This window comes from Acinetobacter sp. ACNIH2 (assembly GCF_002934965.1).
Classification (GTDB): Bacteria; Pseudomonadota; Gammaproteobacteria; order Pseudomonadales; family Moraxellaceae; genus Acinetobacter; species Acinetobacter tandoii.
In genome coordinates this window covers 1,792,211-1,815,970 of record NZ_CP026412.1, presented here as the reverse complement: position 1 = coordinate 1,815,970, position 23,760 = coordinate 1,792,211, and the positions used below count along the sequence as shown (strand labels likewise).

Annotated in this window: 24 protein-coding genes; 15 read left to right on the top strand and 9 right to left on the bottom strand. The window is 40.5% G+C overall.

Annotated elements, in window-relative coordinates:
- Positions 1–81: 81 nt before the first annotated feature.
- Positions 82–1,386: an ABC1 kinase family protein gene (locus tag C3F34_RS08460; RefSeq protein WP_044739654.1), complete on the top strand. Its 1,305-nt coding sequence runs from the start codon at positions 82–84 to the stop codon at positions 1,384–1,386.
- Between the two features lie 97 nt (positions 1,387–1,483).
- Complete coding sequence (locus C3F34_RS08455; protein ID WP_044739655.1) at positions 1,484–1,738, top strand: type B 50S ribosomal protein L31; 255 nt, start codon at positions 1,484–1,486, stop codon at positions 1,736–1,738.
- Positions 1,739–1,826: 88 nt separating this feature from the next.
- On the opposite strand, the gene crcB is transcribed toward C3F34_RS08455, so the two are convergent.
- Positions 1,827–2,210: a fluoride efflux transporter CrcB gene (crcB, locus tag C3F34_RS08450; RefSeq protein ID WP_044739710.1), complete on the bottom strand. Its 384-nt coding sequence runs from the start codon at positions 2,208–2,210 to the stop codon at positions 1,827–1,829.
- A gap of 163 nt (positions 2,211–2,373) precedes the next feature.
- On the opposite strand from crcB, the gene C3F34_RS08445 reads away from it, so the two are divergent.
- A complete protein-coding gene (locus C3F34_RS08445; protein WP_044739656.1) occupies positions 2,374–2,706 on the top strand; it encodes a HopJ type III effector protein in 333 nt (110 codons plus the stop codon).
- An 87-nt stretch (positions 2,707–2,793) separates the two neighbouring features.
- Here the strand turns inward: C3F34_RS08445 and C3F34_RS08440 are convergent, their stop codons facing one another.
- A complete protein-coding gene (locus C3F34_RS08440) occupies positions 2,794–3,315 on the bottom strand; it encodes a hypothetical protein (RefSeq protein WP_416333164.1) in 522 nt (173 codons plus the stop codon).
- Positions 3,316–3,505: 190 nt separating this feature from the next.
- Here C3F34_RS08440 and C3F34_RS08435 point away from each other — a divergent pair, with 190 nt between their 5' ends.
- Positions 3,506–4,138, top strand: a complete 633-nt coding sequence (locus tag C3F34_RS08435) for a class I SAM-dependent methyltransferase (protein ID WP_044739657.1) — start codon at positions 3,506–3,508, stop codon at positions 4,136–4,138.
- Positions 4,139–4,169: 31 nt separating this feature from the next.
- Here the strand turns inward: C3F34_RS08435 and C3F34_RS08430 are convergent, their stop codons facing one another.
- Positions 4,170–4,640: a Holliday junction resolvase-like protein gene (locus tag C3F34_RS08430; protein ID WP_016168654.1), complete on the bottom strand. Its 471-nt coding sequence runs from the start codon at positions 4,638–4,640 to the stop codon at positions 4,170–4,172.
- 111 nt (positions 4,641–4,751) lie between these two features.
- On the opposite strand from C3F34_RS08430, the gene C3F34_RS08425 reads away from it, so the two are divergent.
- The 5 genes from C3F34_RS08425 (at position 4,752) to C3F34_RS08405 (ending at position 10,180) form a co-directional block, all read left to right on the top strand.
- Positions 4,752–5,396, top strand: a complete 645-nt coding sequence (locus C3F34_RS08425) for a ParA family protein (RefSeq protein ID WP_016168655.1) — start codon at positions 4,752–4,754, stop codon at positions 5,394–5,396.
- A 118-nt stretch (positions 5,397–5,514) separates the two neighbouring features.
- Positions 5,515–6,645: an AI-2E family transporter gene (locus C3F34_RS08420; protein WP_044739658.1), complete on the top strand. Its 1,131-nt coding sequence runs from the start codon at positions 5,515–5,517 to the stop codon at positions 6,643–6,645.
- A 143-nt stretch (positions 6,646–6,788) separates the two neighbouring features.
- The gene (sodC, locus tag C3F34_RS08415; protein ID WP_044739659.1) at positions 6,789–7,337 is read left to right on the top strand and encodes a superoxide dismutase family protein; all 549 of its coding nucleotides are present in this window, start codon (positions 6,789–6,791) and stop codon (positions 7,335–7,337) included.
- Between the two features lie 249 nt (positions 7,338–7,586).
- Positions 7,587–9,737 (top strand): YccS family putative transporter, encoded by a 2,151-nt coding sequence (gene yccS, locus C3F34_RS08410; RefSeq protein ID WP_044739660.1) that lies wholly within the window; start codon positions 7,587–7,589, stop codon positions 9,735–9,737.
- Positions 9,738–9,895: 158 nt separating this feature from the next.
- Entirely contained in the window at positions 9,896–10,180 is a 285-nt protein-coding gene (locus C3F34_RS08405) for a DUF3817 domain-containing protein (RefSeq protein ID WP_016168659.1), read from the top strand.
- Positions 10,181–10,257: 77 nt separating this feature from the next.
- Here the strand turns inward: C3F34_RS08405 and C3F34_RS08400 are convergent, their stop codons facing one another.
- Complete coding sequence (locus C3F34_RS08400) at positions 10,258–11,487, bottom strand: MFS transporter (RefSeq protein WP_104441404.1); 1,230 nt, start codon at positions 11,485–11,487, stop codon at positions 10,258–10,260.
- 278 nt (positions 11,488–11,765) lie between these two features.
- Entirely contained in the window at positions 11,766–13,103 is a 1,338-nt protein-coding gene (locus C3F34_RS08395; RefSeq protein ID WP_104441403.1) for an MFS transporter, read from the bottom strand.
- A 365-nt stretch (positions 13,104–13,468) separates the two neighbouring features.
- Between C3F34_RS08395 and C3F34_RS08390 the strand changes: the two genes are divergently transcribed.
- Together C3F34_RS08390 and C3F34_RS08385 are read left to right on the top strand one after the other, a co-directional pair.
- Positions 13,469–14,080 (top strand): IS1595 family transposase, encoded by a 612-nt coding sequence (locus C3F34_RS08390; RefSeq protein ID WP_104441402.1) that lies wholly within the window; start codon positions 13,469–13,471, stop codon positions 14,078–14,080.
- 192 nt (positions 14,081–14,272) lie between these two features.
- The gene (locus C3F34_RS08385; protein ID WP_228155354.1) at positions 14,273–14,845 is read left to right on the top strand and encodes a LuxR C-terminal-related transcriptional regulator; all 573 of its coding nucleotides are present in this window, start codon (positions 14,273–14,275) and stop codon (positions 14,843–14,845) included.
- A gap of 91 nt (positions 14,846–14,936) precedes the next feature.
- Here the strand turns inward: C3F34_RS08385 and C3F34_RS08380 are convergent, their stop codons facing one another.
- Together C3F34_RS08380 and C3F34_RS08375 are read right to left on the bottom strand one after the other, a co-directional pair.
- A complete protein-coding gene (locus tag C3F34_RS08380) occupies positions 14,937–15,308 on the bottom strand; it encodes a hypothetical protein (RefSeq protein WP_104441401.1) in 372 nt (123 codons plus the stop codon).
- Between the two features lie 178 nt (positions 15,309–15,486).
- On the bottom strand, positions 15,487–16,896 hold the full coding sequence (locus tag C3F34_RS08375) for an FAD-binding oxidoreductase (RefSeq protein ID WP_104441400.1): 1,410 nt from the start codon (positions 16,894–16,896) through the stop codon (positions 15,487–15,489).
- Positions 16,897–17,251: 355 nt separating this feature from the next.
- Here C3F34_RS08375 and serA point away from each other — a divergent pair, with 355 nt between their 5' ends.
- The 4 genes from serA (at position 17,252) to C3F34_RS08355 (ending at position 21,904) form a co-directional block, all read left to right on the top strand.
- Positions 17,252–18,484 (top strand): phosphoglycerate dehydrogenase, encoded by a 1,233-nt coding sequence (serA, locus tag C3F34_RS08370; protein WP_016168665.1) that lies wholly within the window; start codon positions 17,252–17,254, stop codon positions 18,482–18,484.
- A 289-nt stretch (positions 18,485–18,773) separates the two neighbouring features.
- Positions 18,774–19,679, top strand: a complete 906-nt coding sequence (locus C3F34_RS08365) for an EamA family transporter (RefSeq protein WP_104441399.1) — start codon at positions 18,774–18,776, stop codon at positions 19,677–19,679.
- A gap of 69 nt (positions 19,680–19,748) precedes the next feature.
- Positions 19,749–20,636, top strand: coding sequence for an EamA family transporter (locus C3F34_RS08360; protein WP_044739667.1), 888 nt, complete (start codon positions 19,749–19,751; stop codon positions 20,634–20,636).
- Between the two features lie 182 nt (positions 20,637–20,818).
- Complete coding sequence (locus tag C3F34_RS08355) at positions 20,819–21,904, top strand: glycosyltransferase (protein ID WP_044739668.1); 1,086 nt, start codon at positions 20,819–20,821, stop codon at positions 21,902–21,904.
- 75 nt (positions 21,905–21,979) lie between these two features.
- Here C3F34_RS08355 and C3F34_RS08350 read toward each other — a convergent pair whose 3' ends face one another.
- Positions 21,980–22,750: a sulfite exporter TauE/SafE family protein gene (locus C3F34_RS08350; protein WP_044739669.1), complete on the bottom strand. Its 771-nt coding sequence runs from the start codon at positions 22,748–22,750 to the stop codon at positions 21,980–21,982.
- A gap of 13 nt (positions 22,751–22,763) precedes the next feature.
- A complete protein-coding gene (gene truB, locus C3F34_RS08345) occupies positions 22,764–23,669 on the bottom strand; it encodes a tRNA pseudouridine(55) synthase TruB (RefSeq protein WP_104441398.1) in 906 nt (301 codons plus the stop codon).
- Positions 23,670–23,760 lie beyond the last annotated feature (91 nt).

Here is a 23,760-nt window from a genome sequence, read left to right as displayed (position 1 = left end):
AACAATTTAAAATAGGCAAACTTAGTTTTAACGCCTATGATCAAAAACACTCAAGATTAAGATCTTTCCGAGGTACACTGCATGGCCAAAACGACTCGTACACCTGGTCGTCGCTTTATGAAACTTGCCAGTATGACTGCAAGTATTGCCACCAAAACCGTGTCCAACTCTATTAGAAACTTTAATGCCGATGAAGAACAAAAAAATGCGGCACGTAGCCAGTTGTTTCAGGATATTGGGATTCAAATTGCAGACACGCTCGGTGAGATGAAAGGCGCCGTGATGAAAGTGGGTCAAATTGCCTCACAATATAAAGATATTTTTCCGCCTGAAGTATCACGCGCGATTGCCAAACTGCAACGTCAAGCCCCTGCCATGCCATTTGGCGAAATCAAAAAACAAGTCGAAAAAGAACTAGGCAAACCCTTAGATCAAATCTTTAAACAGTTCGATGAACAGCCTTTTGCCGCGGCCTCGATTGGTCAAGTGCATAAAGCCATCTTGCCGCATGGTGAACAAGTGGTGGTGAAGGTGCAATATCCGGGGGTAGATGAAGCCTGTGAAAGTGATTTAAAACAGGTGCGACTGGCATTACGCCTTATGGGGGTATTAAAGGTTGATCGTAAATTACAAGATCGTTTATTTAAAGAAATCCAACACAGTTTAGACAATGAACTCAATTATCAGATTGAAGCGCAGAACTTGGAAGTCGCACGTACTTTCCATGAAAAACTCGACAGTAAAATTATTATTCCCAAGGTCTATCCCGACTACTCTTCACGACATATTCTGACTTTGAGCTTAGAAGCTGGTGACAGTATTGAAACTGCCAGTACTTGGCCACAACAAACCCGTAATGAATTGGGACGACGCTTACTACGTGCGATTGGGCAGGAAATTTTTTATCTGAAACGCTTTCACTGTGACCCACACCCAGGTAACTTCGCATTTCGTGAAGATGGCAGTGTGATTATTTATGATTACGGCGGTGTGAAAGTACTGTCTAATGAAATTGTGCATCATTTCAAACAATTGATCCAAGCCTCACGTCGACAGGATATTTCCGAAATTGAACAGCAACTGAATGCCTTACATGCCATTGCTGAACAAGGCAAATTCCCAGAACCTCTATATCAAGCTTGGTTAGAAGTGCTGATGCGTCCACTGACAACACATTATGATTTTGCAGAAAATTCAGCGCATCATGATGGCATGGAACTGGTGAAATCATCCCTGAAATATTGGGATGTGTTTAAACCTTCTCCTGACACCTTAATGGTCAATCGCACCGTCTCTGGACATTATTGGAATCTGATTCATTTAAAAGTAAATGATAATTTAAATGATGTTTTTGAAGAACTTGTCCCTTCCCCGCATATCCAATAAAACTCCATAAAAGACTGATCATGATATCAGTCTTTTTATTTAGATTATTTATGTTATATTATAACATATCAATTTAAATTCAATAAGGAGTCTTAAAATGCGTCCGAACATTCATCCCGAATATCGTGAAGTACTGTTTCATGATACCAATGCAGATGCTTACTTTATTATTGGAAGTACCATGCATACAGCGCAGCAAAAAGAATATCAGGGACAGGTTTATCCCTATGTCAGCTTAGATATTTCCAGCGCCTCACATCCGTTTTATACAGGTGAAGTTCGTCAAGCCAGCAATGAAGGTCGCGTTGCCAGCTTCAATAAACGTTTTTCACGTTTTCAGCGCAATCGTTAAAAATTAATCTTGCTTTAAGTTTGACGTTCTAAACTACAACTATTCAGAAGTCTAAGTCTCTATCCTCCACTTAGACTTCTTTTTTTACTTAAGTTTTTAATGGCAATAGATGGGAAAAAATAACATAACCTACAGCCAGAAGAACCACTCCAAGTATCACACTCGAAACAACGTAGCCAATTGCCCACATGGCTTGTCCTTCGCGCAGTAAATTAAAGGTTTCTAAGCCGAAACTAGAAAATGTGGTGAAGCCTCCTAATATGCCCACCATTAAAAATAAACGTGCATTATTCTGTAAAGTTGGATATTGCTGACTAAAGGCAAAAAATACACCTGCCAAAAAACAACCCATCAAGTTAATACACCATGTTGCCCACGGAAAGGTTGAACTGGATTTAATGAAATAACTGCCCAGACCATAACGAGAAACAGCACCGATTGCTCCCCCCAGTGCCACTAATAGCCAATTCATGCCTTGATCATCTTCGTTCAAATAAACCCTGTTATCCTCTTCCCATCCCGTATTGTCAACGCTCACTCTGATAAAATCATGACAGAGCCAACATAAAAAGCATCCGAATTTAGACAAAACTTGCTATAGTCAGAACCCATTTTCTACTGTGTTTGAGGACATTATGGCTCAGGACTTACTGGCGCAATTACAATCTGGCGAAGCTAAATTTTCAGATGTATTGGCTTATATCGAAGCACGTTATACCCACACCCCAACTGCGTTTAAAAATGGACAACACAGCAATGCCGCAAGCGAAAACCAAGGCAGTGCTAAAGTTTTTTCTTTTGCCAAGCTCAATGATTTAAACCCTGAGCAAACCTTGTCTTTATTTGCAGAGCACTATGCTGCGGTACTGGCAACGCCTGAAGCAACAGATCATCAAAACATTCGCCAGTTCATGCAAAATGGCTGGGCAGGTATTGAGTTTGAAGGGCAAGCGTTAACTGCAAAATAATTGCTCGTTCATCAATAAAAGCACTGTTCAAATTTGTCCTGCACTTCGCGATGAAATAAAGGTTGAACAGTGCCCGAGCGCATCGAATTAAGCTTTGACTTTCTCAATCCAAACAATAGATTTCACACGAAATAATTCACATGCACCATCGCCGGTATCTGTTGGCGTTAAAGATGAGCGCCAAACCAGATCTTTGTCTTTAACCTCGACCAAATCTCCCTGTAAGCGCACCAAATCTCCTCGTTTTACTTTTTGGATTTGCTGTGCAACCTTAGGATTGGCAGGAATAATATGCATATTCGATACCATTTGCATGGCTTGCTCAGTTGGCACTGGCACTTTATCCATTTTCCAATTCAAGTAGCGGTCATACTGATTAACCGAAATATGACGGGCAATTTCAGGTTCCGCAAACAGCCCCCAGCTCACTGCATAATCAATCGGTGAAAACTTGGCTTGCTCATCATCAGTATAGGTTTTAGAACCTAAAATCCGAAAATCACCTTTAAAGGGCTGCAATACCGAAATTGATTGATCTTGAATAATTGGTGCCAAACCTTTAGCAATATTATATTCGACAGAAGATGCCATTGAGCCTGTACTCAACATACTCAAACCGAATAATGAAAGTGCGATCATTCGAATGTTCATGGCGACCTCTTGTATTGCTTTTAAACCTGTTCTAGTGTCAATCATACGCCTGAATAACAGCTTAAAATTTGCAAAATTGGTAACAATATAGAAGAGTTTGGTCACAACCTGCCAACTCATCAGCCATTTAAATTGGACAGATACCACCATGCTTTATCAGTTTTATCAACAACAGATTTTCCCTCACCTGCTCAATCAGGTGATGCAAACGCCCAGTTTAATGGATAAACGGCGTGAACTTTTACTGCCTGTTGCAGGTGAAGTACTCGAAATTGGCTTTGGTACAGGCATCAATTTACCATTTTATCAAAATGTAGATTTACTGTATGCCCTTGAGCCTAATCAAGATATTTTCAAATTAGCCTCGAACCGAATTTTTGCAAGTGATATTGACGTTCAGCATTTACAAGCCCGTGCGGAACATATTCCCTTAGCCGATCACTCTATCGACCATGTAGTCAGTACTTGGACCTTGTGTAGCGTAAAACGACTTGATCAAGTCTTACAAGAAATTCAACGCGTACTCAAACCGACAGGAACTTTGCATTTGGTCGAGCATGTACTCAATACCGAAAATAAAAAAATTCGCCAACTACAACATCTGATTACGCCTATTCAGAAACGTTTGGCCGATGGTTGTCGCTTAAATCGCAATATCGAGCTGGCATTAGCTAAAGCAGGTTTTCAGCTCGATCAGTATGATTATTTTTATGCTGAAGGTATTCCAAAAATTGGGCAACAAATGTTATTTGCACGTGCGCAAAAATTACCGTCTTCTTAAATGCAAGGCTTACAATATTTAAGATGTTGCGTTAACTGTCTTCAAAATCAATCCGAATGGTCTCAAAACGAATTCGACCTTGCTGAATGGCTTGTGCAATCGCTTGCTGACCTTTAGTAAGTCGCGCGCCTCCACTTTTAATATCGATGAGTACAATCTCCACATCATCAACTTTGCCTTGTCCATCGCGCAAATCGGTATAACCATCAAAGACCACATAATCTACGGGATCACCTAAAAATTTGGCATCACTGGGTAAGTATTGAAACTCAGGTAAAATCGGGGCAAATTGTTCCGCCATTTTGCCTTTTAATACTGCACGGCTGGTATTTACACTGCGTTTTTGTGCCTGAGTAAGGGCTTGCTGATGTTCCAATTGCAACTCTGCAATATAGCGTTCATATTCAGCTTTAATTTTACCGTTACGAGTTTGACTTAAAATTAATGTCGTCAGTACAACCCCAATACATGCCCCTATCAGCATAGCCATCCAAATCGACATGCATTCATCCTAATTTCAAATAAATTTTGACTTACAACTTTTGTCCTGTGCCCTAGTCTTCGCACAAAAGAATGATATGCTAGGACTGAACAGAATTAAATCTTTAGGGTCATGAAAACAATTTTAATTGCCAATCAGAAAGGGGGTTGTGGGAAAACTATCACAGCGATTAGTCTTGCCGCAGCATTAGCTCAAAAAGGCTATAAAGTCGCTCTTGCCGACGCGGATAATCAGAAATCCGCACGTCAGTGGCTGAAACAACGCCCTGAAACTGCTGCGAATATTCAAAGTCTGGATTGGCGTCAAGACAAGTCCGTGGGCGAAAGTCCAAAAAACATTGAGTATCTGGTCATTGATGCGCCTGGGGCGTTATCAGACAGTCAAGCCGAACAATTAATCAGTGAAGCCCACGCCATTATCACACCATTGCAGCCTTCATTTTTCGATATTGATAGTACCCGTCGCTTCTTAAAGCATTTGCAAGAGATTAAGCGGATTCGTAAAGGAAAAGTGCAGATTTTGCTATTGGCAAACCGCGTAAAAGCCAATACTTCGGGTTCAAAAGAAATTCAAGAATTCTTCAGCAAAATTGAACAGCAACCTATCGCATGGATTTCAGAACGCACTGCTTATGGACAACTGGCGATGCAAGGTTTAAGCGTATTTGATAAATCTCAGAAAAACTATTTAACCCTGCAAAGCCAATGGCAGCCTGTATTGAACGCTATTATTGATGATCCAAGCGAATGGTTTTGATTTTTTAGGAATAAGACAACCACGTCGAGATTATGTGAAACTTGCCGAGCACTCATTTTCGAGTGTGCTGTTTTCGGTTAAGATGAGTTTGACCTTTAATATTAATCAGTGAAAAATAGTGCAACAATACGCGCCTACAATACAGAAAGTCTTATTATTTGGATTGTTTTTTATCTTGATGTTTTTGGGCTTTCATGTGCTCAAATACTTTATTGTGCCTGTGCTTTGGGCCACGATTATTGCCTATATGACTTGGCCGTTGTACCAGTCAATTTACCGGTCCTGTGGTCAACGCTCTACTCTCAGTGCCACACTGATGATCTTGTTTATTATCTTGGTCATTGGAATTCCACTTACATTTGCCATTTTTATTTTGCAGCATGAAGGACGTAATCTCTATTACGAACTACAAAAGCAGGTTTTTTCTGGGCATTTTAATGTACCGCAATTTATCCGTGACTTGCCTGTAATTGGTAAAGAAATTACACGGACTCTCAAAGAATTAAATCAAGACCCAAACAGTATTATTCAGAATATTTCCAATTGGATTCAAGGTCATCTGAATTATGGCAAATTTGTACTGAATGAAATTAGTAAAAATATTATTAAACTGTGTTTTGCCATCATGTCGCTGTTTTTCTTTTACCGCGATGGACAAACCATTTTAAATCAAGTCAGTAAAGCACTGGAAATGGTGATTGGTCCACGTGTACACCATTATATTGACACCATTTCCGAGACCACACGTGCTGTGGTTTATGGTGTGGGTTTAACTGCCGTTGCCCAATCCTTCTTAGCAGGTCTAAGCTATTTGGTTGCAGGTGTGCCGAATCCTATGGTACTGACCATTATTACCTTCTTATTGGCACTCATTCCCTTCGGTCCTCCTTTGGCCTATACCTCTGTTGCTCTATGGCTGTTTGCTCAGGGACAAACCATTGAAGCGATTGGTGTCATGGCATGGGGCGTCTGTATTGTCAGTACTGCGGACAACGTGATTCGTCCTTTGGTCATTTCTGGCGCAACCCAGATTCCGTTCTTACTGATTATGTTTGGGGTATTGGGCGGTATCGCCAGCTTCGGTTTGGTTGGACTTTTTATTGGTCCCGTAATTTTAGCGGTACTCCTCGCCATTTGGCGTGAATGGTTGCATGAAACCCATGAAGAAGAAGCACTCATGATGCCTAAAGCGAGTCTCGCTTATGATCTGGATAATGACTTTAATCCCCCAAAAGATCCTCCTAAATAAAACCATCTTTGAAAGCCAATGATATATCAACTGGCTTTTTTATTGATGAAACTTATACATTCCCAAACGTAATCAATACTTTATTCAAGCCAGATATCTGATTAAATAGTGATCATTTATATATCACAGAATAAGGAACATCGATGCGAACTGCTTACTTTAATACTGGAATACTCACGCTTTGTACTACTCTGCTGATTGTAGGTTGTAGTACCACCCCCACCCAACCTACGTCTAATGTGCGTACTGTTCAAATAAACAGTGTATCTGCCCAAGGCATTGGTGCTTCGGTGGGAACTGTGACCTTACAGGACAGTCCCGTCGGCTTAATCATTCAAACACAATTAACTAACCTGCCTGCTGGCCCACATGGTTTTCATATCCACGAAAAAGGTTCATGCGAACCTGCTGAAAAAGACGGCAAAATGGTGGCCGCTTTAGCTGCGGGTGGGCATTACAATCCAACTCAAGTTGCCCACCATGGAACCCCTATGACAGGTCACATGGGAGATTTACCTGTATTACATGTCAATTCTGCGGGACAATCACAGCTCAAACTGATTGCACCACGCTTAAAATTGGCAGATGTTCAAGGTCATGCCCTGATGATTCATGCAGGTGGTGACAATTATGCCGATCAACCTAAACCATTAGGTGGTGGTGGAGAACGTATTGCTTGTGGTGTCATTTAAACACAACTGTGGATAAGTTCGGGGTTATGCACAAGTGCAAGTTCACCATTTCGATAGTGTTGATAAACCTAGACTTATCCACAATTTGGTCTCATTCACATGCATTTTGATAAAATAATTGCGATAAAATCGGCAGAGCCAAAGAAAAAATAGCTCTAAGCCTTGACCAATAATGACTCCTGAATTGACAGTTGAGCTAAAAAAGCTCAGGCTAGTGGAAAACGATAACACTCTATAAAGAACAATACTGTGAATCCTTTACGTCAGTTTCTGCATCCTTTTTTCACCAATTCTATTTGGGTCTACTGCTTACAAATTTTGATTGTTTTAACTGGAACAACGCTCGGTTTGTTCTATACAGGACATCAACTTTTAATTGTCCCTGTCACTTTGGGTGCGATTGCCGCAGCTCTTACCGATTTCGATGATCGGCTTAGTATTCGTCTGCGCAATTTGTTCTATGTCTGTATTTTATTTTTTAGTGTCAGCAGTATTCTGGAATTTCTTGCCCCGTATAAATTGCTGTTTATTCTTTATCTATCTTTATCCAGTGCCTTCCTAATTTTGATGGGTGCATTAGGGCAACGCTATGCCACGATTTCTTTTGGCACCATTTTACTGTCCATTTACACCATGTTTGGGCTCGGTGAATATCAAGCATGGTATCAACAACCTAGTTATTTTGTTTTAGGTGCGGTGTGGTATGGACTCAGTTCGATACTGTTCTATTTGCTCAAACCCACACAGGCCGTACAAGATAATTTAGCGCAAAGTTTTCAGCAACTCGCAGCTTTATTACAAGCAAAAGCGCGACTGTTTGATCCTGATAATATTGAGAATGTCGAAACGCTGTTATTTGAGGTTTCCCTGAAAAATGCGCAAGTGGTGCAACGCTTAAATCATTGCAAAGCCTCACTGCTGACCCGTTTAAAAGCTTCACGGGCCAATCAAAAAACCATGTACTGGCTCAATCTTTATTTTCTGGCGCAAGACATCCACGAACAAGCCACGTCCAATTATTTACATTACGAGAATATTCATCGCAACTTTAGCCGCACCGATTTAATCTTTCGGATTCAAAAAAATATTCGTTTGCAAGCCAACTCCTGTCAAAAATTGGCAGAATGTATATTGCAGCAACAGGCTTTTGAATTGGATTCGACACATGCATCCGCTTTGCAATACCTAGAAGATTCCATGCACCATTGGGTTTTAGATCATCCTCATAATATTGAAGTCAAAAACTTGAGTTTGGTGTTACGAAATTTACGCAGTGTCCAAGAACAATTTTCCAACTTAGCCATTGAACAAGACCATTACCAACAGCATTACTCTACGCATCAAGACAATTTAAATCTGTTAGATGATGACATTCATGGCATACAAGACCTGTGGCTCAAACTCCGTCAACATTTAACCCCAGAATCGGCTCTGTTTCGTCATGCAGTGCGTATCGCCTTTGTCTTTGCGGTAGGCTATGCCATTTCTTTATTACCATTTGCCAAACATGGTTACTGGATTTTACTTACCAGTTTATTTGTCTGCCAAATCAGTTATTTTGCCACCAAGAGCCGTTTAAAGCTGAGAACCCTCGGAACAGTTTTGGGCGTGATTTTGGGTATACCACTGTTGTATTTTGTGCCCAGTATAGAAGGACAACTGATCCTGACCATTTTATCTGGGGTGGCCTTTTTCTATTTACGCTCACAAAAATATGCCATAGCCACACTCATGGCAACCTTGATGGTACTGCTGATTTTCAACCTCAAAGGTGCAGGTTATGACATCATTTTGCCACGCATTATAGATACTCTACTCGGCTGTTTTATTGCATGGTTTGCAGTCAACACCATTTGGCCAGATTGGAATTTCCGTAATATTTCTAAAAATATTCTGAACAGCAGCAACGCAACCTTGGATTATTTCACGGCCATTGTGGAGCAATATCAGCAGGGTAAAAACAACAGTATGGCTTACCGTAAGGCGCGTCGCTTAGCGCATGACGCGCAAATTGAACTGTCTAGCATGATTTCCAGTCTAAGTGCTGAACCACAGCCAAACCCTGAACTGATTCAACACGCCTTCCGTTATCTAGTCTATAGCCATAGCCAACTCAGTTATATTGCTGCTTTGGGCAGCCATCGTGAGCAGGTTCAAGATCCTAAAATTTTGGAACTGTTGCAATGGTGTTTACAGACCTTACAAGATAGCTTAATCCTACAACACGAATTGGATCAACAACACATCCAAAGCAAACTGGATGAACTTCAATATATGAGTAATGACTCTGAACTGCCTGAACATTGGCAATTGGTGCTCAAGCAAATGAGTCTATTACTCGAAACCTTGCCTGAATTATTAAGACTGAAACAACGCTTATTGGCATTAGAAATTAAATAAATATGAATCATACAAAACATTCAAAATTTTGTGCTGATTCATTCAGATTGGTCACTGAAGACAGCTAAAGTTTTGTCGATTAGCCTCACTTTTTATGTATAAAGATTCACCCGATTCAGCTAGAATCGAGATTCATTCTCAATTTTATTGTTTTGAATATGAATATTAAAACCTTGCGTATTGTTGGTTTTCTAGAAGGCTTATCTTTTCTACTTCTCCTGTTTATTGCCATGCCTTTAAAATATATTTGGGGCAATCCAATCTTAGTGAAATTCGTCGGCATGGGACACGGCATTCTGTTTATTCTATTTTTGGCCGTGCTATTTATTGTCTGCGAAAAACAGAAATGGTCGATTAAAATGTTTATTCTCGGTTTTATCGCCTCAATTTTACCCTTCGGCCCCTTTGTTTTTGATCACAAATTAAAGAAATTTGAATCTTAAACAATTGCATGTTCCTAGTATCAATAAAAGTCAAACAGGCAAATATTTGCCTGTTTGAACAAAAAGTTTTAAGCAAATTAAAACTCACCTTTGGCTTTACGCTCCAACAAGACTTGTTGCAACATATGTCGTGGAAAACTAAACCAGAGTGCAATCAAAACAAAACACGCCAAGCCATAGGCCAGTAAGTGGTACTGCTCATACAGAATACGCACCCCTTCAATAATAAAAAAGAAACTAAACATCAACAGCATCGACACGGCGGCAGCCACAGTGCCTTTCGACACTTCAGAAGACATTAAAGCAAAACGGTACAGTACCGAAAAACTAATCCCCTCACCAAAGCTGATCAAGGTCATCCCGACAATTAAGCACAGCAAGAAATAATCCCGCCAGAAGATACCCGCCAGAATCAGCAACGTGCCCAACAGCATAATCGGTAAGCCCATCATCACTGTTTTGCCCAAAGCCAGTCGATCAATGATTTTAATCAACACTAAATTGCCTGCAATCAACCCGCCCAATACGGGGAACTGTGCTAGACCATATTGCAAACTGCTGAGCCCTAGCTCTTCGACTAACATGACTGGTGAAAGTGCAATCCATAACATCAAAGGCATACTGACCATTGGCAATGCCAAGGTTAAACCAAGAAAACGTTTATTTTGATAGACGCGTTTAAAGTCCGAAAAAATATAACGTAATGGCTGTTTCACCACGGTTGGTTGTGTTGCAGGCATTTTTGCTTTTAAACCAAACCAACTCAGAAAGGCCAATAAAGCAATCCCGATAAAACCCCAATGCCATGACACATGGTCAATCAGGAATGCCCCTAAAACTGGGCCGAGCAAAGGTGCAAGTAAGGAAATATTGGCCATCAGTGCCATGACTTTAATGGCATCACGCTCTTCAAAAGTTTCCTGAATGGCAGCATAACCCACGGCTGAAATCACGGTTAATCCAATGCCTTGTAAAAAGCGTAGGGCCAGGAATTGCTCAATATTGTGGGTCAGTAAAATCAGTAAACAACAGACGCTAAAAAACAGTACGCCTGTGAGCAGTACTTTTTTACGCCCAAGTCGATCTGATAATGGACCCAACAGCCATGCCACACAGGCTCCACCCAACAGATAAAAAGACATGGATGATGGTGCCCAACTGCTGCTGACACCAAATTCTTTGGTAATGGCTAGCATGGCAGGTTGGACTAAATCATTTCCGATATAAACGGAAAATTCGAACAGCACCAAAGCTAAAGGAAACATCAGCGTAGTGCGGTTCAACGTGGTCGTTTGAACTTTTTGCATTATTTTCTACAGATCATGATGGTCTGGTCGAGGTCTTACGCTATTTTTCGGGAGATAAACGTCAGCCCAATGACCAGCACTGAGAGATTTATTTAAATTACGTTTTTTTGAATGCGCTAAGGTTTAGCGGCTTAATACACCGTATTCACAAGGTGTCTAAGACAGTTTAATCAATTTCAGTTGTGAGATTTTTATCACTCAAGCTAGTACACCCACTAGGTCAAGTGGGTGTAGTTTAGCAGTTTATGCGTTGGGAATTGTAATTTTTGTTGTTATCACTAAGCAGAGATTTCTGTCTTCACTTTTATAGTCTTCTTTTCTCGGCTTGCAAAATCGGGCTTCATAAAGAACGAACAGCTAATCGCAAAGACTGCCATACTCGCAATATAGCCAATAATTAAATGTGGGCTACCATCACCAATACTTAACAGCTTGGTTGCAATCAGTGGAGCTAAACCACCACCTAATACACCCGCAAATTGCACCGAAATTGAAATACCGCTATAACGAATCTCAGCAGGGAATTGGCGTGCAAACAATTGAGCTTGTGGTGCATACATAATCGGAAACACGACACCGATTGCCAATACAATTGCAGTCCAAACCAGCACAGGATCTTTGGTATCCAGCATAGTAAAAAATGGATAGCAATATAATCCTAACAACACCAACCCAAACATAAACATGTTCCGTTGCCCGACTTTATCTGAAAGATGTCCACACAAAGGTGTCATCACCATAATTAGGCCAGCACCACAAATTGTGGCGAATAAAATATCCTGACGTGGAATGCCTAACTTAGTCGTGGTATATGCCAAGGTAAATGTGGAAGCAATATAAAACCAAGCATTCTCCGCCGCACGTGCAAAAATGATGGTCAGTAATTCACGAGGATGATTCTTAAAAACTCGCATTGCAGGCACTTTAATGTCTTGAGCCTGCTCTTTCACTTTTTCAAAATCTGGTGATTCAGGTACTTTGACCCGAATGTACCAACCCACACCGAGCAACAAAATACTGGCTAAAAAAGGTAACCGCCATCCCCAACTAAATAGCGTCGCTTCAGGGAGTAAAGATACAGCACCTAAAGCAAGTGAAGCCAAGAGTAAGCCTCCTCCTGCACTGGCCTGCGGTAAACTTCCCCAAAACCCTTTACCACCTTCAGGCGCATGCTCAACAGCCATTAGCACTGCACCACCCCACTCTCCACCCATTGCCATACCTTGAATAAACCGCAGTACCACGAGACAAAACGTTGCCCAGTAACCAATACTTTCATACGTTGGCAATAGGCCAATTAATACAGTGGGAATCCCCATCATAATCAGCGTTGTTAATAGCATGGCTTTACGACCAATTTTGTCACCAAAGTGACCAAACACAATCCCGCCTAAAGGTCGTCCGATAAATCCTACCGCATAGGTGGCGAAGGCTGCCAAAACCCCTGTCAATGGGTCTAAATTGGGGAAAAATAATTTATTAAAAATCAGTGCCGCTGCGGCACCATAAATGAAAAAATCGTACCATTCTATGGTCGTTCCCACCATGCTGGAGATTCCTGCCAAACGGTGTGAAGACTTTTTATGTGGAAGACCCGATCCTTGTATCTGCTCCATATTTACCTCTTGTATTTTATAATATTGTCTTCTGTTTTCACTTTCAAAACCGATCCTGATTTTTCTAAATAAAGTGATGACTGCTACATTGTTATACGCAATTGAATGCCGAGGATTTTCCTAATTTATAAATGAAATATTATAAAAGTGAACTAAAATTCACTAATTAATTAATGTGGATTAATCCTTCAACAGAGTCAATCTACTTAATTACTTAAGTAGTTTTTAATACTAAATTTTCCATTTAACTACAGTAACTTAAAAAAATAATATCTAATTTTTATTCCATAACACGTATCTGGCCATCACAGTGTTTTAATAAAAAAGGCTCTAGACTAGCAGACTAGTTATGTTGGTCTGTAATCATGATTAAAAACAGTAAATTAAGCCACTACAAGATTAAAAAAATCATTCAATGCTTTTGCATTGATATACCCGCTTCTAAAACTGCATTATTACTCAATTTAAATCGTAATACGATCAACTATTGGTACATGCTTTTTAGGGAAGCTATTTATGATCATCAAACAGATTTAAGAACTAAATTTGTAGGTTCTATTGAAGTGGATGAAAGCTATTTTGGCGCTAAACGACAACGTGGTTTTCATGGGAAGTTAAAACGTGGTCGTGGCACTTTAAAACAACCCGTATTTGGAATATTTGAACGGGATGGGCGTGTTTATACTGAAATCGTTCCTGACTGTAAAATGAAGACTTTACAAAAGGTTATCTTAGGTAAGGTGGCACTAGAAAGTGTCATTTATAGTGATGGATGGCGAGGCTATAATGGTCTAGTTGATGTTGGTTATTCAAAGCATTTCAGGGTAAATCACGGAGCAAATGAGTTTGCTAGAGGACAATGTCACATAAATGGAATAGAATCATTTTGGAGTTTCTGTAAACGAAGATTATCCAAGTTCAATGGTATCTCAAAAGATTATTTTGACTACCATCTGAAGGAGTCTGAATGGCGTTGAATGAGAGAACCTAATGAGTTAGCAACTGAGTTGTGGAACATCATTAGATAAAATTAAGTATAAATCTGCTAGTCTAGAGCCTAAAAAATTCAGCGCTAAACACACCCAAAAGGGTAAAAAGGTCATTTTTTACAATTGCCAATTCAGCGTAATTTACTATATTGCTTAATATACTAAGTATGGATACTTATTATGATGAATTATAATAAATTGGCTTTTGCTTTTAGCCCTGCACCAATTGTAGTGCTTAGCAATCGGCACATGGTCGAAATGAATAGCGCTTTCTCACAGATGTTTGGCTATGAACGTGAAGAGCTAATGCATCACTCGATTATTAAAATTTTCCCCAGTATCGAAGACTATGAGAAAGTTGGAAATGATGCTTTGCAAAGTTTATTGCAAAAAAATAGCCTGTATTATTCCGATCAACGTTTTATGCAGCATAAAAGTGGAGAAATTTTCTGGACACATACTCATGGGCGTACGCTCACGCCAGAAGACCCTTTTAAATTAATGGTGTGGCATTTTGAACGTATTGAACAACATCCCCTTGTAAATAAGCAAAAGTTAACGAAACGAGAGTCTGAGATTACTCAACTGATTGTCAACGGATTAACTTGTAAAGAAATTGCACGGAAGTTGTCACTCTCGCATCGAACCGTAGAAGCTCATAAAGCCAATTTAATGAAAAAACTCGATGTCCATTCTAAACATGAACTTAGTTCCAAAATTATTATTCAAAATAATCTGATACATCATAAGTAATTATTTTTATTTATTTTTCAGTAAAACCCAAATACAAAAGGCGTAAATTAATACGCCTTTTTATATCTATTGAAATCCATATTAAGCCAAATTAAGAACACTTTTCCGTTTGGAAATTCTTGGTATTTTTACCGCGCATACATTGATACGATTTTTCAGTTTCGATCAATTTCCAGTGATTATCCACATGTTTAAAACTATAGATGGTACGAACCGAACGAATAGAATCGTCCATTAAACCTGTTTCCGTCACTTTCACTTGTGCAGCCGTTGGTGCTTCTACACTATTAAAAAATTGACGAATTTCCACAGTAGATAACTCTTTGACTAAATCTGGACGCTCTTTTAATACTGTTGCTAATGGCGTATCTGGACTACTGACTTTATTGACTAAATTTTTTGTTGTCGCACAGCCTGCCAATAATCCTAAGCATAAGGCTGAAACCGAAACTAAACGCAACATGACAAATTCCCCATAGATATCATTACTTACTCGTAATGATGCATGGCTTAGCCACATAACTCTATGGCAACAATGTAGCATTTGTTTTTCTTGATTGAGATTCTTATCGATTTCATTAATGCATATTAAACACCACAATGTTGCCATTGCGGTGTTTAATATTTCATTCGATGTAAACTTATAAATCGAATAATTTACCTGGGTTCATAATACCGTTTGGATCGAAAACTTTTTTCAAGGCTTTCATGTATTCAATTTCTTCAAGACTGCGTGAATATTCCAAATATGGCTTTTTGGTCATGCCCACACCGTGCTCGGCAGAGATAGAACCGTCATATTTTTTCACAGTATCGAATACGTATTTATTCACCACCTGACATTTTGCAAAGAATTCATCTTTGCTTAAATCGGCAGGTTTAAGAATGTTTAAGTGCAAGTTACCATCACCAATATGACCAAACCAGCAGATTTCAAAGTCTGGGTAGTTTTCTGCCACAATACTGTCAATTTCTTGAATAAACGCAGGCACGTGTGTAATCAAAACTGAAATATCATTTTTGTATGGAGTAAATGGCGCAATCGACTCAGAAATGTCTTCACGTAAACGCCATAAGCTTTCGACTTGCTCTAGGCTTTGGCTCAATACGCCATCCAGCACCCAACCTTGTTCCATGCAATGCTCAAAAATTTCCATCGCCTTGTCCATAATTGGCTCAAATGGCGCTTCAAATTCAAGTAACACATAGAATGGACATTGTGTTTCAAATGGACGTTGCACATGACCATGATCCAGTACTTTCTGCATTGCCAATTCACCAAAGAATTCAAATGCAGTGAGGTCAATTTTAGCTTGGAAGGCATGTAATACAGGCATCACCGCATTAAAATCAGGCACACCCAACACCATGACTTGAAGGTCTTGCGGTTGACGCTCTAATTTAATTTCAGCTTCAGTGACTAAACCTAAAGTCCCTTCGCCACCAATAAATAAATGTTGTAGCGCATAACCCGTAGCATTTTTAATCATGCCTTTGTTTAAACGTAAAATGTCGCCTTTACCCGTCACTACGGTTAAACCCAACACCCAGTTACGAGTCATGCCGTATTTAATGACTTTAATGCCGCCCGCATTGGTACCAATATTGCCACCAATTTGTGAAGAACCCGCAGAAGCAAAATCTACTGGGTAGTACATGCCTTGTTCTTGGGCATAACGCTGTAATTGTTCAGTGACCACACCCGCTTGTACGCGCACCATACGGTCGGCAGGGAAAAATTCCAGAATCTGGTTCATTTTGTCCATGCTCACTACAATTTCACCATTGGCTGCTACAGCACCCGCAGATAAACCAGTACGACCACCCGATGGGGTTACCGCAACATTGTATTGGTTCGCAAGCTTAACAATGGCTTGAACTTGTTCAGTCGTTGCAGGGAAAACGATCACAGATGGGTTTGGATCAAAGTGTTTGGTATAATCCCGACCCCAATTTTGCAGGCTATCGGTATCCGTTTTAATACGGTTTTCGCCAACAATTTCGGTCAATTGGGTCAACAACTCTGGGGTTAAAGCGACTGGAGCATTCATCGTTTTCAGACCTTGCAATGAAGTAAACAAGTGGTGTCGAATCTAATGCATTATTCAGCTGAAACTGCGTAACAAAGGAACAATAACTAGACTGCGCGTGAAGTAACGGACAGTTTATCTGTACCATAATTTTTCACGGAGCATTATTATAAGCCATTTTTCGATAAAACCCGCAGAAAATCACGTTTTAACAAGGTTACCTTGTAAATTACAGGCTTAGTTAGACCGATTACGACAGGTTGTGACGCATATTTCACCAAAATACCTGATCGCTGGGTCATAAAGGAAATGTATATCGACCTAAGTCCTATGTTATGATACCGCGACCAAATTTGGCCTTTGTAGCGGAGCCGTAATGAGCCAACATCTTTCCCTGCCTAAAGATAAAATTCGTTTCTTGTTGTTAGAAGGCGTTCACCAAAACGCAGTCGACACTTTAAATGCTGCTGGATACACCAACATCGATTATCGTAAAACTGCGCTTGAGGGTGAAGCGTTGAAAGAAGCGATCAAAGATGCACACTTCATTGGTATTCGTTCCCGTACTCAATTGACTGAAGAAATTTTTGAAGCAGCAAACAAACTGATTGCTGTGGGCTGTTTCTGTATCGGGACTAACCAAGTGAACTTAAATGCTGCGATGGTTCGCGGTATTCCAGTCTTTAACGCACCATATTCAAATACTCGTTCAGTGGCTGAACTTGTACTTGCAGAAGCTATTCTTCTTCTTCGCCGTGTACCTGAAAAATCGACAGATACACATGCAGGTGGCTGGAACAAATCTGCTGTAGGTTCATTTGAAACACGCGGTAAAACTTTAGGTATCGTAGGTTACGGTTCAATCGGTTCTCAACTTTCAGTTTTGGCTGAAAGCATGGGTATGAAAGTTATCTATTTTGATACAGTGACCAAATTACCTTTAGGTAATGCACGTCAAGTCGGTAGCATGGGTGAACTTCTTGCTAATGCTGATGTGGTTTCTTTACACGTTCCAGATGTTCCATCTACACGTAACTTCTTCGGTAAAGACCAATTTGCACAAATGAAAGAAGGTTCAATCTTCATCAATGCTGCACGTGGTACATGTGTCATCATCGAAGACTTAGCAGATGCCTTAAAATCAGGCCATCTTGCAGGTGCTGCGGTTGACGTGTTCCCGAAAGAGCCTAAAGCAAACGGTGAAGAATTTATTTCTCCATTACGTAACCTACCAAACGTGATCTTAACCCCGCACGTGGGTGGTTCGACCATGGAAGCGCAAGCAAATATTGGTTTAGAAGTTGCTGAGAAATTCGTTTCTTACTCAGACAAAGGCATGACCTTATCTGCTGTAAACTTCCCAGAAATTGCGTTGCCATTAACTGAAGGTAAACACCGCTTACTTCACATTCACAAGAATGTGCCTGGCGTACTTTCAAAAATCAACAACTTGTTTGCTGAACACGGCATCAACATCTCTGGTCAGTCTTTAATGACCAAAGGTGATGTTGGCTATTTAGTGATGGATGTTGATGCAACTGCATCTCAAGAAGCACTTGATACATTACAAGACGTTGAAGGTACAATCCGCGTTCGCGTATTGTTCTAAGTTATTCGATGTGAAAAACCACAGACTTGTGTCTGTGGTTTTTTATTGATTCATCCTCCGCTTAATTGAATCAATAAAGCGCATTTCACAACTTAAAATCGATCTATTACCTACAGGGAATAGATCGATTTTGTTTCAGCTCAGTATTCCAACCAACATGCTCATGCTTTGTTCTACATCTATTGCACTAATTTAGTTCATCCCTAACAAGCTATTTCCCCAGCACAGTGTTATGATTGAAAAAAATATACAAATTGATCATCTGATATAAAACAAAATGTCCTAACTCATGCTGAACTTTAAAACGCCCTCCTATTTACAAGCAGTTTTCCTGCTCTTTATTGCCATGCTCTGTGTGCAAAGTAGCGGTTCATTAGCCAAAATTCTGTTTCAGCAATTTCCAGTTCTTACCGTTTCTGCCATGCGTATGCTGCTTGGTGCGCTCATTCTGGCAATTATTTTTCAAATCTGGAAAATTAATTTTAAAAACGTGCGCTGGTCTTCCATTTTAAGTTATGGCATCGCACTGGCAGGTATGAACGGCCTGTTTTATTTGTCGATTGAGCGGCTCCCTTTGGGCATTGCAGTTTCATTTGAATTTATTGGCCCCTTAAGCGTCGCCCTGTACTATGCTCGACAAAAATATGACTTCCTTTGGGTCAGTTTGGCAATTTTAGGCTTAATCTTGCTGTTTCCTTTTGACCAAGCCACACAATCACTCGATTTAACGGGCATTGCCTTCGCGATTGGTGCAGGGGCATGTTGGGCGGTTTATATTATTGCAGGTCAACGTCCATCGGGCATTTCAGGCAATCATACGGTATGTTTGGGTATGTTTGTCGGCATGTTGTGTTTAATGCCTGTCGCGATGTTTTCAGGTATGACCAGTGATGTTTTCCTCCCCTCCAATTTATTCTATTTTATTGGCTTGGCCATTCTGGCGAGTGCCTTACCTTTTACTTTGGAGATGATTGCCTTACGCAACCTTACGGCAATGAGCTTTGGGACTTTAATGAGTCTAGAGCCTGCGATTGCAGCATTATCAGGCTTCGTCTTTCTAAATGAACAATTACTCTGGACGCAGTGGTTAGCCCTAAGCACCATTATTATAGCTTCGATTGGCTGTACCTATACGACCCAACAAGCCAAACGTGCTAAACAAAGCAGTTTAGCATCTTCAAGCCAAACCGATTGAGATGAGCCGTACCAATTATCTCAATAACTTCATATTAGACCCACCGCCCAAATGTAGAGAAAAAGCGATATGCGCAACAGTCAACTCAGTGCTGTCTTATTTATGGTACTTTCCATGTTGTCCTATCAAGTCAGTGCCTCTTATGCTAAGCAGCTCATGCAAGCATTAGACCCTTTTACTGTGGTGACTTTACGGCTTAGCTTTGCGTCTATTTTGGTAGTGTTGATGTTCCGTTCATGGAAAATCATACAACGCCTACCTCATTTAAAATGGCGAGACTTATTATTTTACAGCGCCGCAGTCTGTGTCATGAATGTTTTGTTTTATGCCTCTTTAGGTAAATTACCGCAAGGCATTGCCGTCGGATTAGAGTTTTTAGGACCACTGACCTTAGCACTGCTCTCGATTAAACACAAAAGTGATTATATTTGGGTCGGACTCGCAATTGCGGGGATTGCTCTAATGGTACCGTGGCAAGATACCCATGCTCACAATTTTTCTTATATCGGTGCAGCATATGCATTAGGTGCAGGTATTTGTTGGGCATTTTATATTTATTTTGGTCAAAGAGTTGCACGCCAAAATATGGGGATGCACGCATTGAGTATCGCCATCGTACTATCAACCCTGATTTTATTGCCGATTAACAGCGTGCGTAATCCTGATGCGATGCTGCAATTTCAATACTGGCCACAAGCCTTAATCATTGCGCTTTTAGCCACTGCAATTCCTTATACTCTTGATTTAATGGCACTCAAACGTCTGAGTAAACTCAGCTATGGCACACTGTCGAGCTTATCTCCTGCTTTAGCAGCAATTGCAGGTATGCTGCTGTTAAAAGAACATATCACCCTATGGCAAACTTTAGCGCTGATTTGCATTATGACCGCTTCGGTCGGGGTCACCTACCGTGCCAGTCGCACTGCACCTGAATCTAGCGAAGTATCAGCCTCTTAAATCCCAATTTAACCCATCAAGAACAGTTGCTGAAGTTTAATCTCTGCCACTGTTCTTTAAACGACAATATTTCATCTAGCCAAGTGCCCTCAACTAAAATAACGCTTACGGGAAGACCCTTGAATTCAATGTGCTGAAAAACTACTATAATCAAAAGGATTGAAGAGAAGATAAGAAGAACAATGCAGCCACATATCCGCCTCAATATGATTGTAAAAAATGAAACCGCGGTGATTTTACGTTGCTTAAAATCGGTCAAACCGTGGATTCATTCTTGGGTGATTGTTGATACAGGATCAACAGATGGTACACAACAACTGATTCAAGACTTTATGCAAGATCTGCCTGGCAAGTTATTTGAGCGCCCTTGGCACAATTTTGGTTTTAATCGTACTGAAGCCCTACAACTGGCACAAGATCCATCCCTACCACATGCCGATTACCTGATATTTATTGATGCCGACCAAACTCTCATGGTAGATCCTGAATTTCAATGGGGCACTTTATCGGGCTTAGCCTATTATTTTGAATATATTTACGGGAATACCCGCTACCAATTAAATTCGCTTGTTTCAACCCAAGTGCCATGGAAATGGGAAGGTGTTTTACACGAATATTTAAACTCACCAAAACCCCATCAATGGCAGCTACTCAAAGGTCTTCATGTTTTTGTACAACATGATGGTGCCAGAGGGCATGATCCCACAACTTATCTCAAAGATATTGAAATTCTAAAACAAGGGATCAAAGATGAACCTAACAATCTCCGATATAAATTTTATTTAGCACAAAGTTATCAAGATGCAAATTTACCCGAACAAGCCCTGCAAGCCTATCAAATACGCGCCGATGCAGGAGGATGGGAAGAAGAACGCTGGACAGCACAATTTCGTGCAGCAAAATTCATGGAAAAACTCAACAAACCGATAACTGACATTCGTAACGCTTATTTGCAAGCTTGGGTGAGCCGTCCACAACGCGCAGAACCTTTATATGAGCTTGCACGCTACTATCGTGAACAAAAGCAATTTGAAACTGCATGTCAATTTGCCTTGCAAGCTTGCCAGATCAAACGACCAAGTGACATTTTATTTATCGATGACAGTGTCTACACATGGCGTGCGCTGGATGAACTGAGTGTTGCAGCATCTTATTGCCCACACTATAAAGAGGAAGGTAAAAAAGCCATCCTCAAATTATTGATGGAGCAAAAGTATCCAGTTTCCGAAGAGGCACGACTCATTGCCAACCTACGCTTCTATAAATAAAGAACCCTTGCTGAGGCAAGGGTAAGCTTAAAAATTGGATTTAGCTATTGATACAACATTGCATCCGTTGAGCTATTAAGCAGGAAATAAAATTTGATAACTCAATCGGACAATTAAAATAGACACTAATATTAAAAAGATGATGCGAATAAAACCACTGCCATATTTTAAAGCCAGTTTAACCCCAACCAAAGAGCCTGCTATATTGGCAGCAGCCATAGTTAAACCGATGCCAAACAACACATGACCTGCAGGCACGAAAAAACTCAGTGCAGCAAAATTGGTCATGAAATTGGCAATTTTGGAGAGCGCCGAAGCATGAAGAAAATCGACTTTTAAGTAGCGAATAAAATAGAAAATAAAGAAGCTGCCCGTTCCTGGTCCAAAAATTCCATCATAAAAGCCAATCAAGACACTGCCGACCGCTGCAAGGACTAGTATTTTAGTGGTGATTTCCTGTTGAAAATGTACCTGACCAAATTGTTTCTTCATGAATGTGTAAATTGCGATAATAATCAACATACACAGGACAAAGGGTTTCAGTACTTGGGTGGGAATCATGGAAACACAGGCGGCTCCCAAGTAGGAACTAATAAAAGCCCCCACTCCAATCACCAATAGCAATTTCCATGATAAGGATACGCGGCGCATAAATGAAAATGCCGCAGATGCCGTACCAAAAATAGAAGAGAGCTTATTGGTGCCAAAAACTGTAGCAGGCGCCAACTGTGGCATTGCCCCCATAATGGCAGGGATTTGAATGAGTCCACCACCACCCACAGCAGCATCGATTGCTCCCGCACAAAAAGCAAAGAAGACCAAACTCAGAATAAGATCAAGTTCCATAATATTGGGTCTCCTACAGATTCAAAACACGTTTAGGAATTAAACGCTTTCGATCGTTGATTTCAGCCAGACCCAAGCACTTTTCACCATCAAAAACCAACACTTGTGCTTCGGCAGCATGATCAATATTACTTTCCATGCCACGACTAAAATATTCTGCCCGACCTTCTGGGACTTGAATTTGAGTAAAATGCTGTACGGGTGCATACACAGGCAATAACAGCGCTTCGCGCTCTTGTTCTGTTAGGCCTTCTAGATATTCAATGGTATAACTTGGAATCAGTTCAAAATGACCCGTTTGAATGCGGTGCAAATAGGTTAAATGCCCATAGGATCCTAAAGCTTTGGCAATATCTTCCCCCAACACACGAATATAGGTGCCTTTAGAGCAAGTCACATCTAAAGTAATGCTGTTTTCAGTAAAGGAAAGGAGCTGAATGGCTTCAATGGTTATTGGCCGTGCATCACGCTCCACTTCAATGCCTTTACGTGCCAATTCGTACAACGGACGACCCTGCTTTTTGAGGGCAGAATACATTGGAGGAATTTGCTGAATTTCTCCAACAAACTGATTCAATACCTGCTGAATTTTAGCTTCTGTCAGTTCTGGCACCGCTTGTTCAAGCAGTATCTCCCCTTCCACATCACCCGTCGTTGTGCTGTGGCCAAGCTGGATCGTGGTTTGATAACGCTTGGTTGAATCTAATAAGAAATGAGAAAACTTCGTTGCTTCACCAAAGCAAATGGGTAATAAACCAGATGCCAGGGGATCCAAAGCACCCGTATGTCCTGCTTTCTCTGCCCTCAATAACCAGCGCACTTTTTGTAATGCCGCATTTGAACTAATACCCAAGGGTTTATTTAATAAAAACACCCCGTTAACCGCGCGGCGCTGGATTTTTGCAGCAGATGATTTCATAACTCAAAACACGTATTTCAACTGCCGCAATACTAACAACCGCTCATCTACTTTTACAACTTTTCTGTTGTTTATTTGCGCTCGCATTGCA

What these genes read in the sequence shown, in the direction of transcription:
- C3F34_RS08455 (WP_044739655.1), top strand. Translation starts at nt 1,484, where the DNA reads ATGCGTCCGAACATTCATCCCGAATATCGTGAAGTACTGTTTCATGAT.
- C3F34_RS08390 (WP_104441402.1), top strand. Translation starts at nt 13,469, where the DNA reads ATGATTAAAAACAGTAAATTAAGCCACTACAAGATTAAAAAAATCATT.
- C3F34_RS08425 (WP_016168655.1), top strand. Translation starts at nt 4,752, where the DNA reads ATGAAAACAATTTTAATTGCCAATCAGAAAGGGGGTTGTGGGAAAACT.
- C3F34_RS08400 (WP_104441404.1), bottom strand. Translation starts at nt 11,487, where the DNA reads ATGCAAAAAGTTCAAACGACCACGTTGAACCGCACTACGCTGATGTTT.
- C3F34_RS08355 (WP_044739668.1), top strand. Translation starts at nt 20,819, where the DNA reads ATGCAGCCACATATCCGCCTCAATATGATTGTAAAAAATGAAACCGCG.
- C3F34_RS08365 (WP_104441399.1), top strand. Translation starts at nt 18,774, where the DNA reads ATGCTGAACTTTAAAACGCCCTCCTATTTACAAGCAGTTTTCCTGCTC.
- sodC (WP_044739659.1), top strand. Translation starts at nt 6,789, where the DNA reads ATGCGAACTGCTTACTTTAATACTGGAATACTCACGCTTTGTACTACT.
- serA (WP_016168665.1), top strand. Translation starts at nt 17,252, where the DNA reads ATGAGCCAACATCTTTCCCTGCCTAAAGATAAAATTCGTTTCTTGTTG.
- C3F34_RS08405 (WP_016168659.1), top strand. Translation starts at nt 9,896, where the DNA reads ATGAATATTAAAACCTTGCGTATTGTTGGTTTTCTAGAAGGCTTATCT.
- C3F34_RS08380 (WP_104441401.1), bottom strand. Translation starts at nt 15,308, where the DNA reads ATGTTGCGTTTAGTTTCGGTTTCAGCCTTATGCTTAGGATTATTGGCA.
- truB (WP_104441398.1), bottom strand. Translation starts at nt 23,669, where the DNA reads ATGAAATCATCTGCTGCAAAAATCCAGCGCCGCGCGGTTAACGGGGTG.
- C3F34_RS08445 (WP_044739656.1), top strand. Translation starts at nt 2,374, where the DNA reads ATGGCTCAGGACTTACTGGCGCAATTACAATCTGGCGAAGCTAAATTT.
- C3F34_RS08440 (WP_416333164.1), bottom strand. Translation starts at nt 3,315, where the DNA reads ATGTTGAGTACAGGCTCAATGGCATCTTCTGTCGAATATAATATTGCT.
- C3F34_RS08435 (WP_044739657.1), top strand. Translation starts at nt 3,506, where the DNA reads ATGCTTTATCAGTTTTATCAACAACAGATTTTCCCTCACCTGCTCAAT.
- C3F34_RS08375 (WP_104441400.1), bottom strand. Translation starts at nt 16,896, where the DNA reads ATGAATGCTCCAGTCGCTTTAACCCCAGAGTTGTTGACCCAATTGACC.
- C3F34_RS08385 (WP_228155354.1), top strand. Translation starts at nt 14,273, where the DNA reads ATGATGAATTATAATAAATTGGCTTTTGCTTTTAGCCCTGCACCAATT.
- C3F34_RS08360 (WP_044739667.1), top strand. Translation starts at nt 19,749, where the DNA reads ATGCGCAACAGTCAACTCAGTGCTGTCTTATTTATGGTACTTTCCATG.
- C3F34_RS08395 (WP_104441403.1), bottom strand. Translation starts at nt 13,103, where the DNA reads ATGGAGCAGATACAAGGATCGGGTCTTCCACATAAAAAGTCTTCACAC.
- C3F34_RS08350 (WP_044739669.1), bottom strand. Translation starts at nt 22,750, where the DNA reads ATGGAACTTGATCTTATTCTGAGTTTGGTCTTCTTTGCTTTTTGTGCG.
- C3F34_RS08460 (WP_044739654.1), top strand. Translation starts at nt 82, where the DNA reads ATGGCCAAAACGACTCGTACACCTGGTCGTCGCTTTATGAAACTTGCC.
- C3F34_RS08430 (WP_016168654.1), bottom strand. Translation starts at nt 4,640, where the DNA reads ATGTCGATTTGGATGGCTATGCTGATAGGGGCATGTATTGGGGTTGTA.
- crcB (WP_044739710.1), bottom strand. Translation starts at nt 2,210, where the DNA reads ATGAATTGGCTATTAGTGGCACTGGGGGGAGCAATCGGTGCTGTTTCT.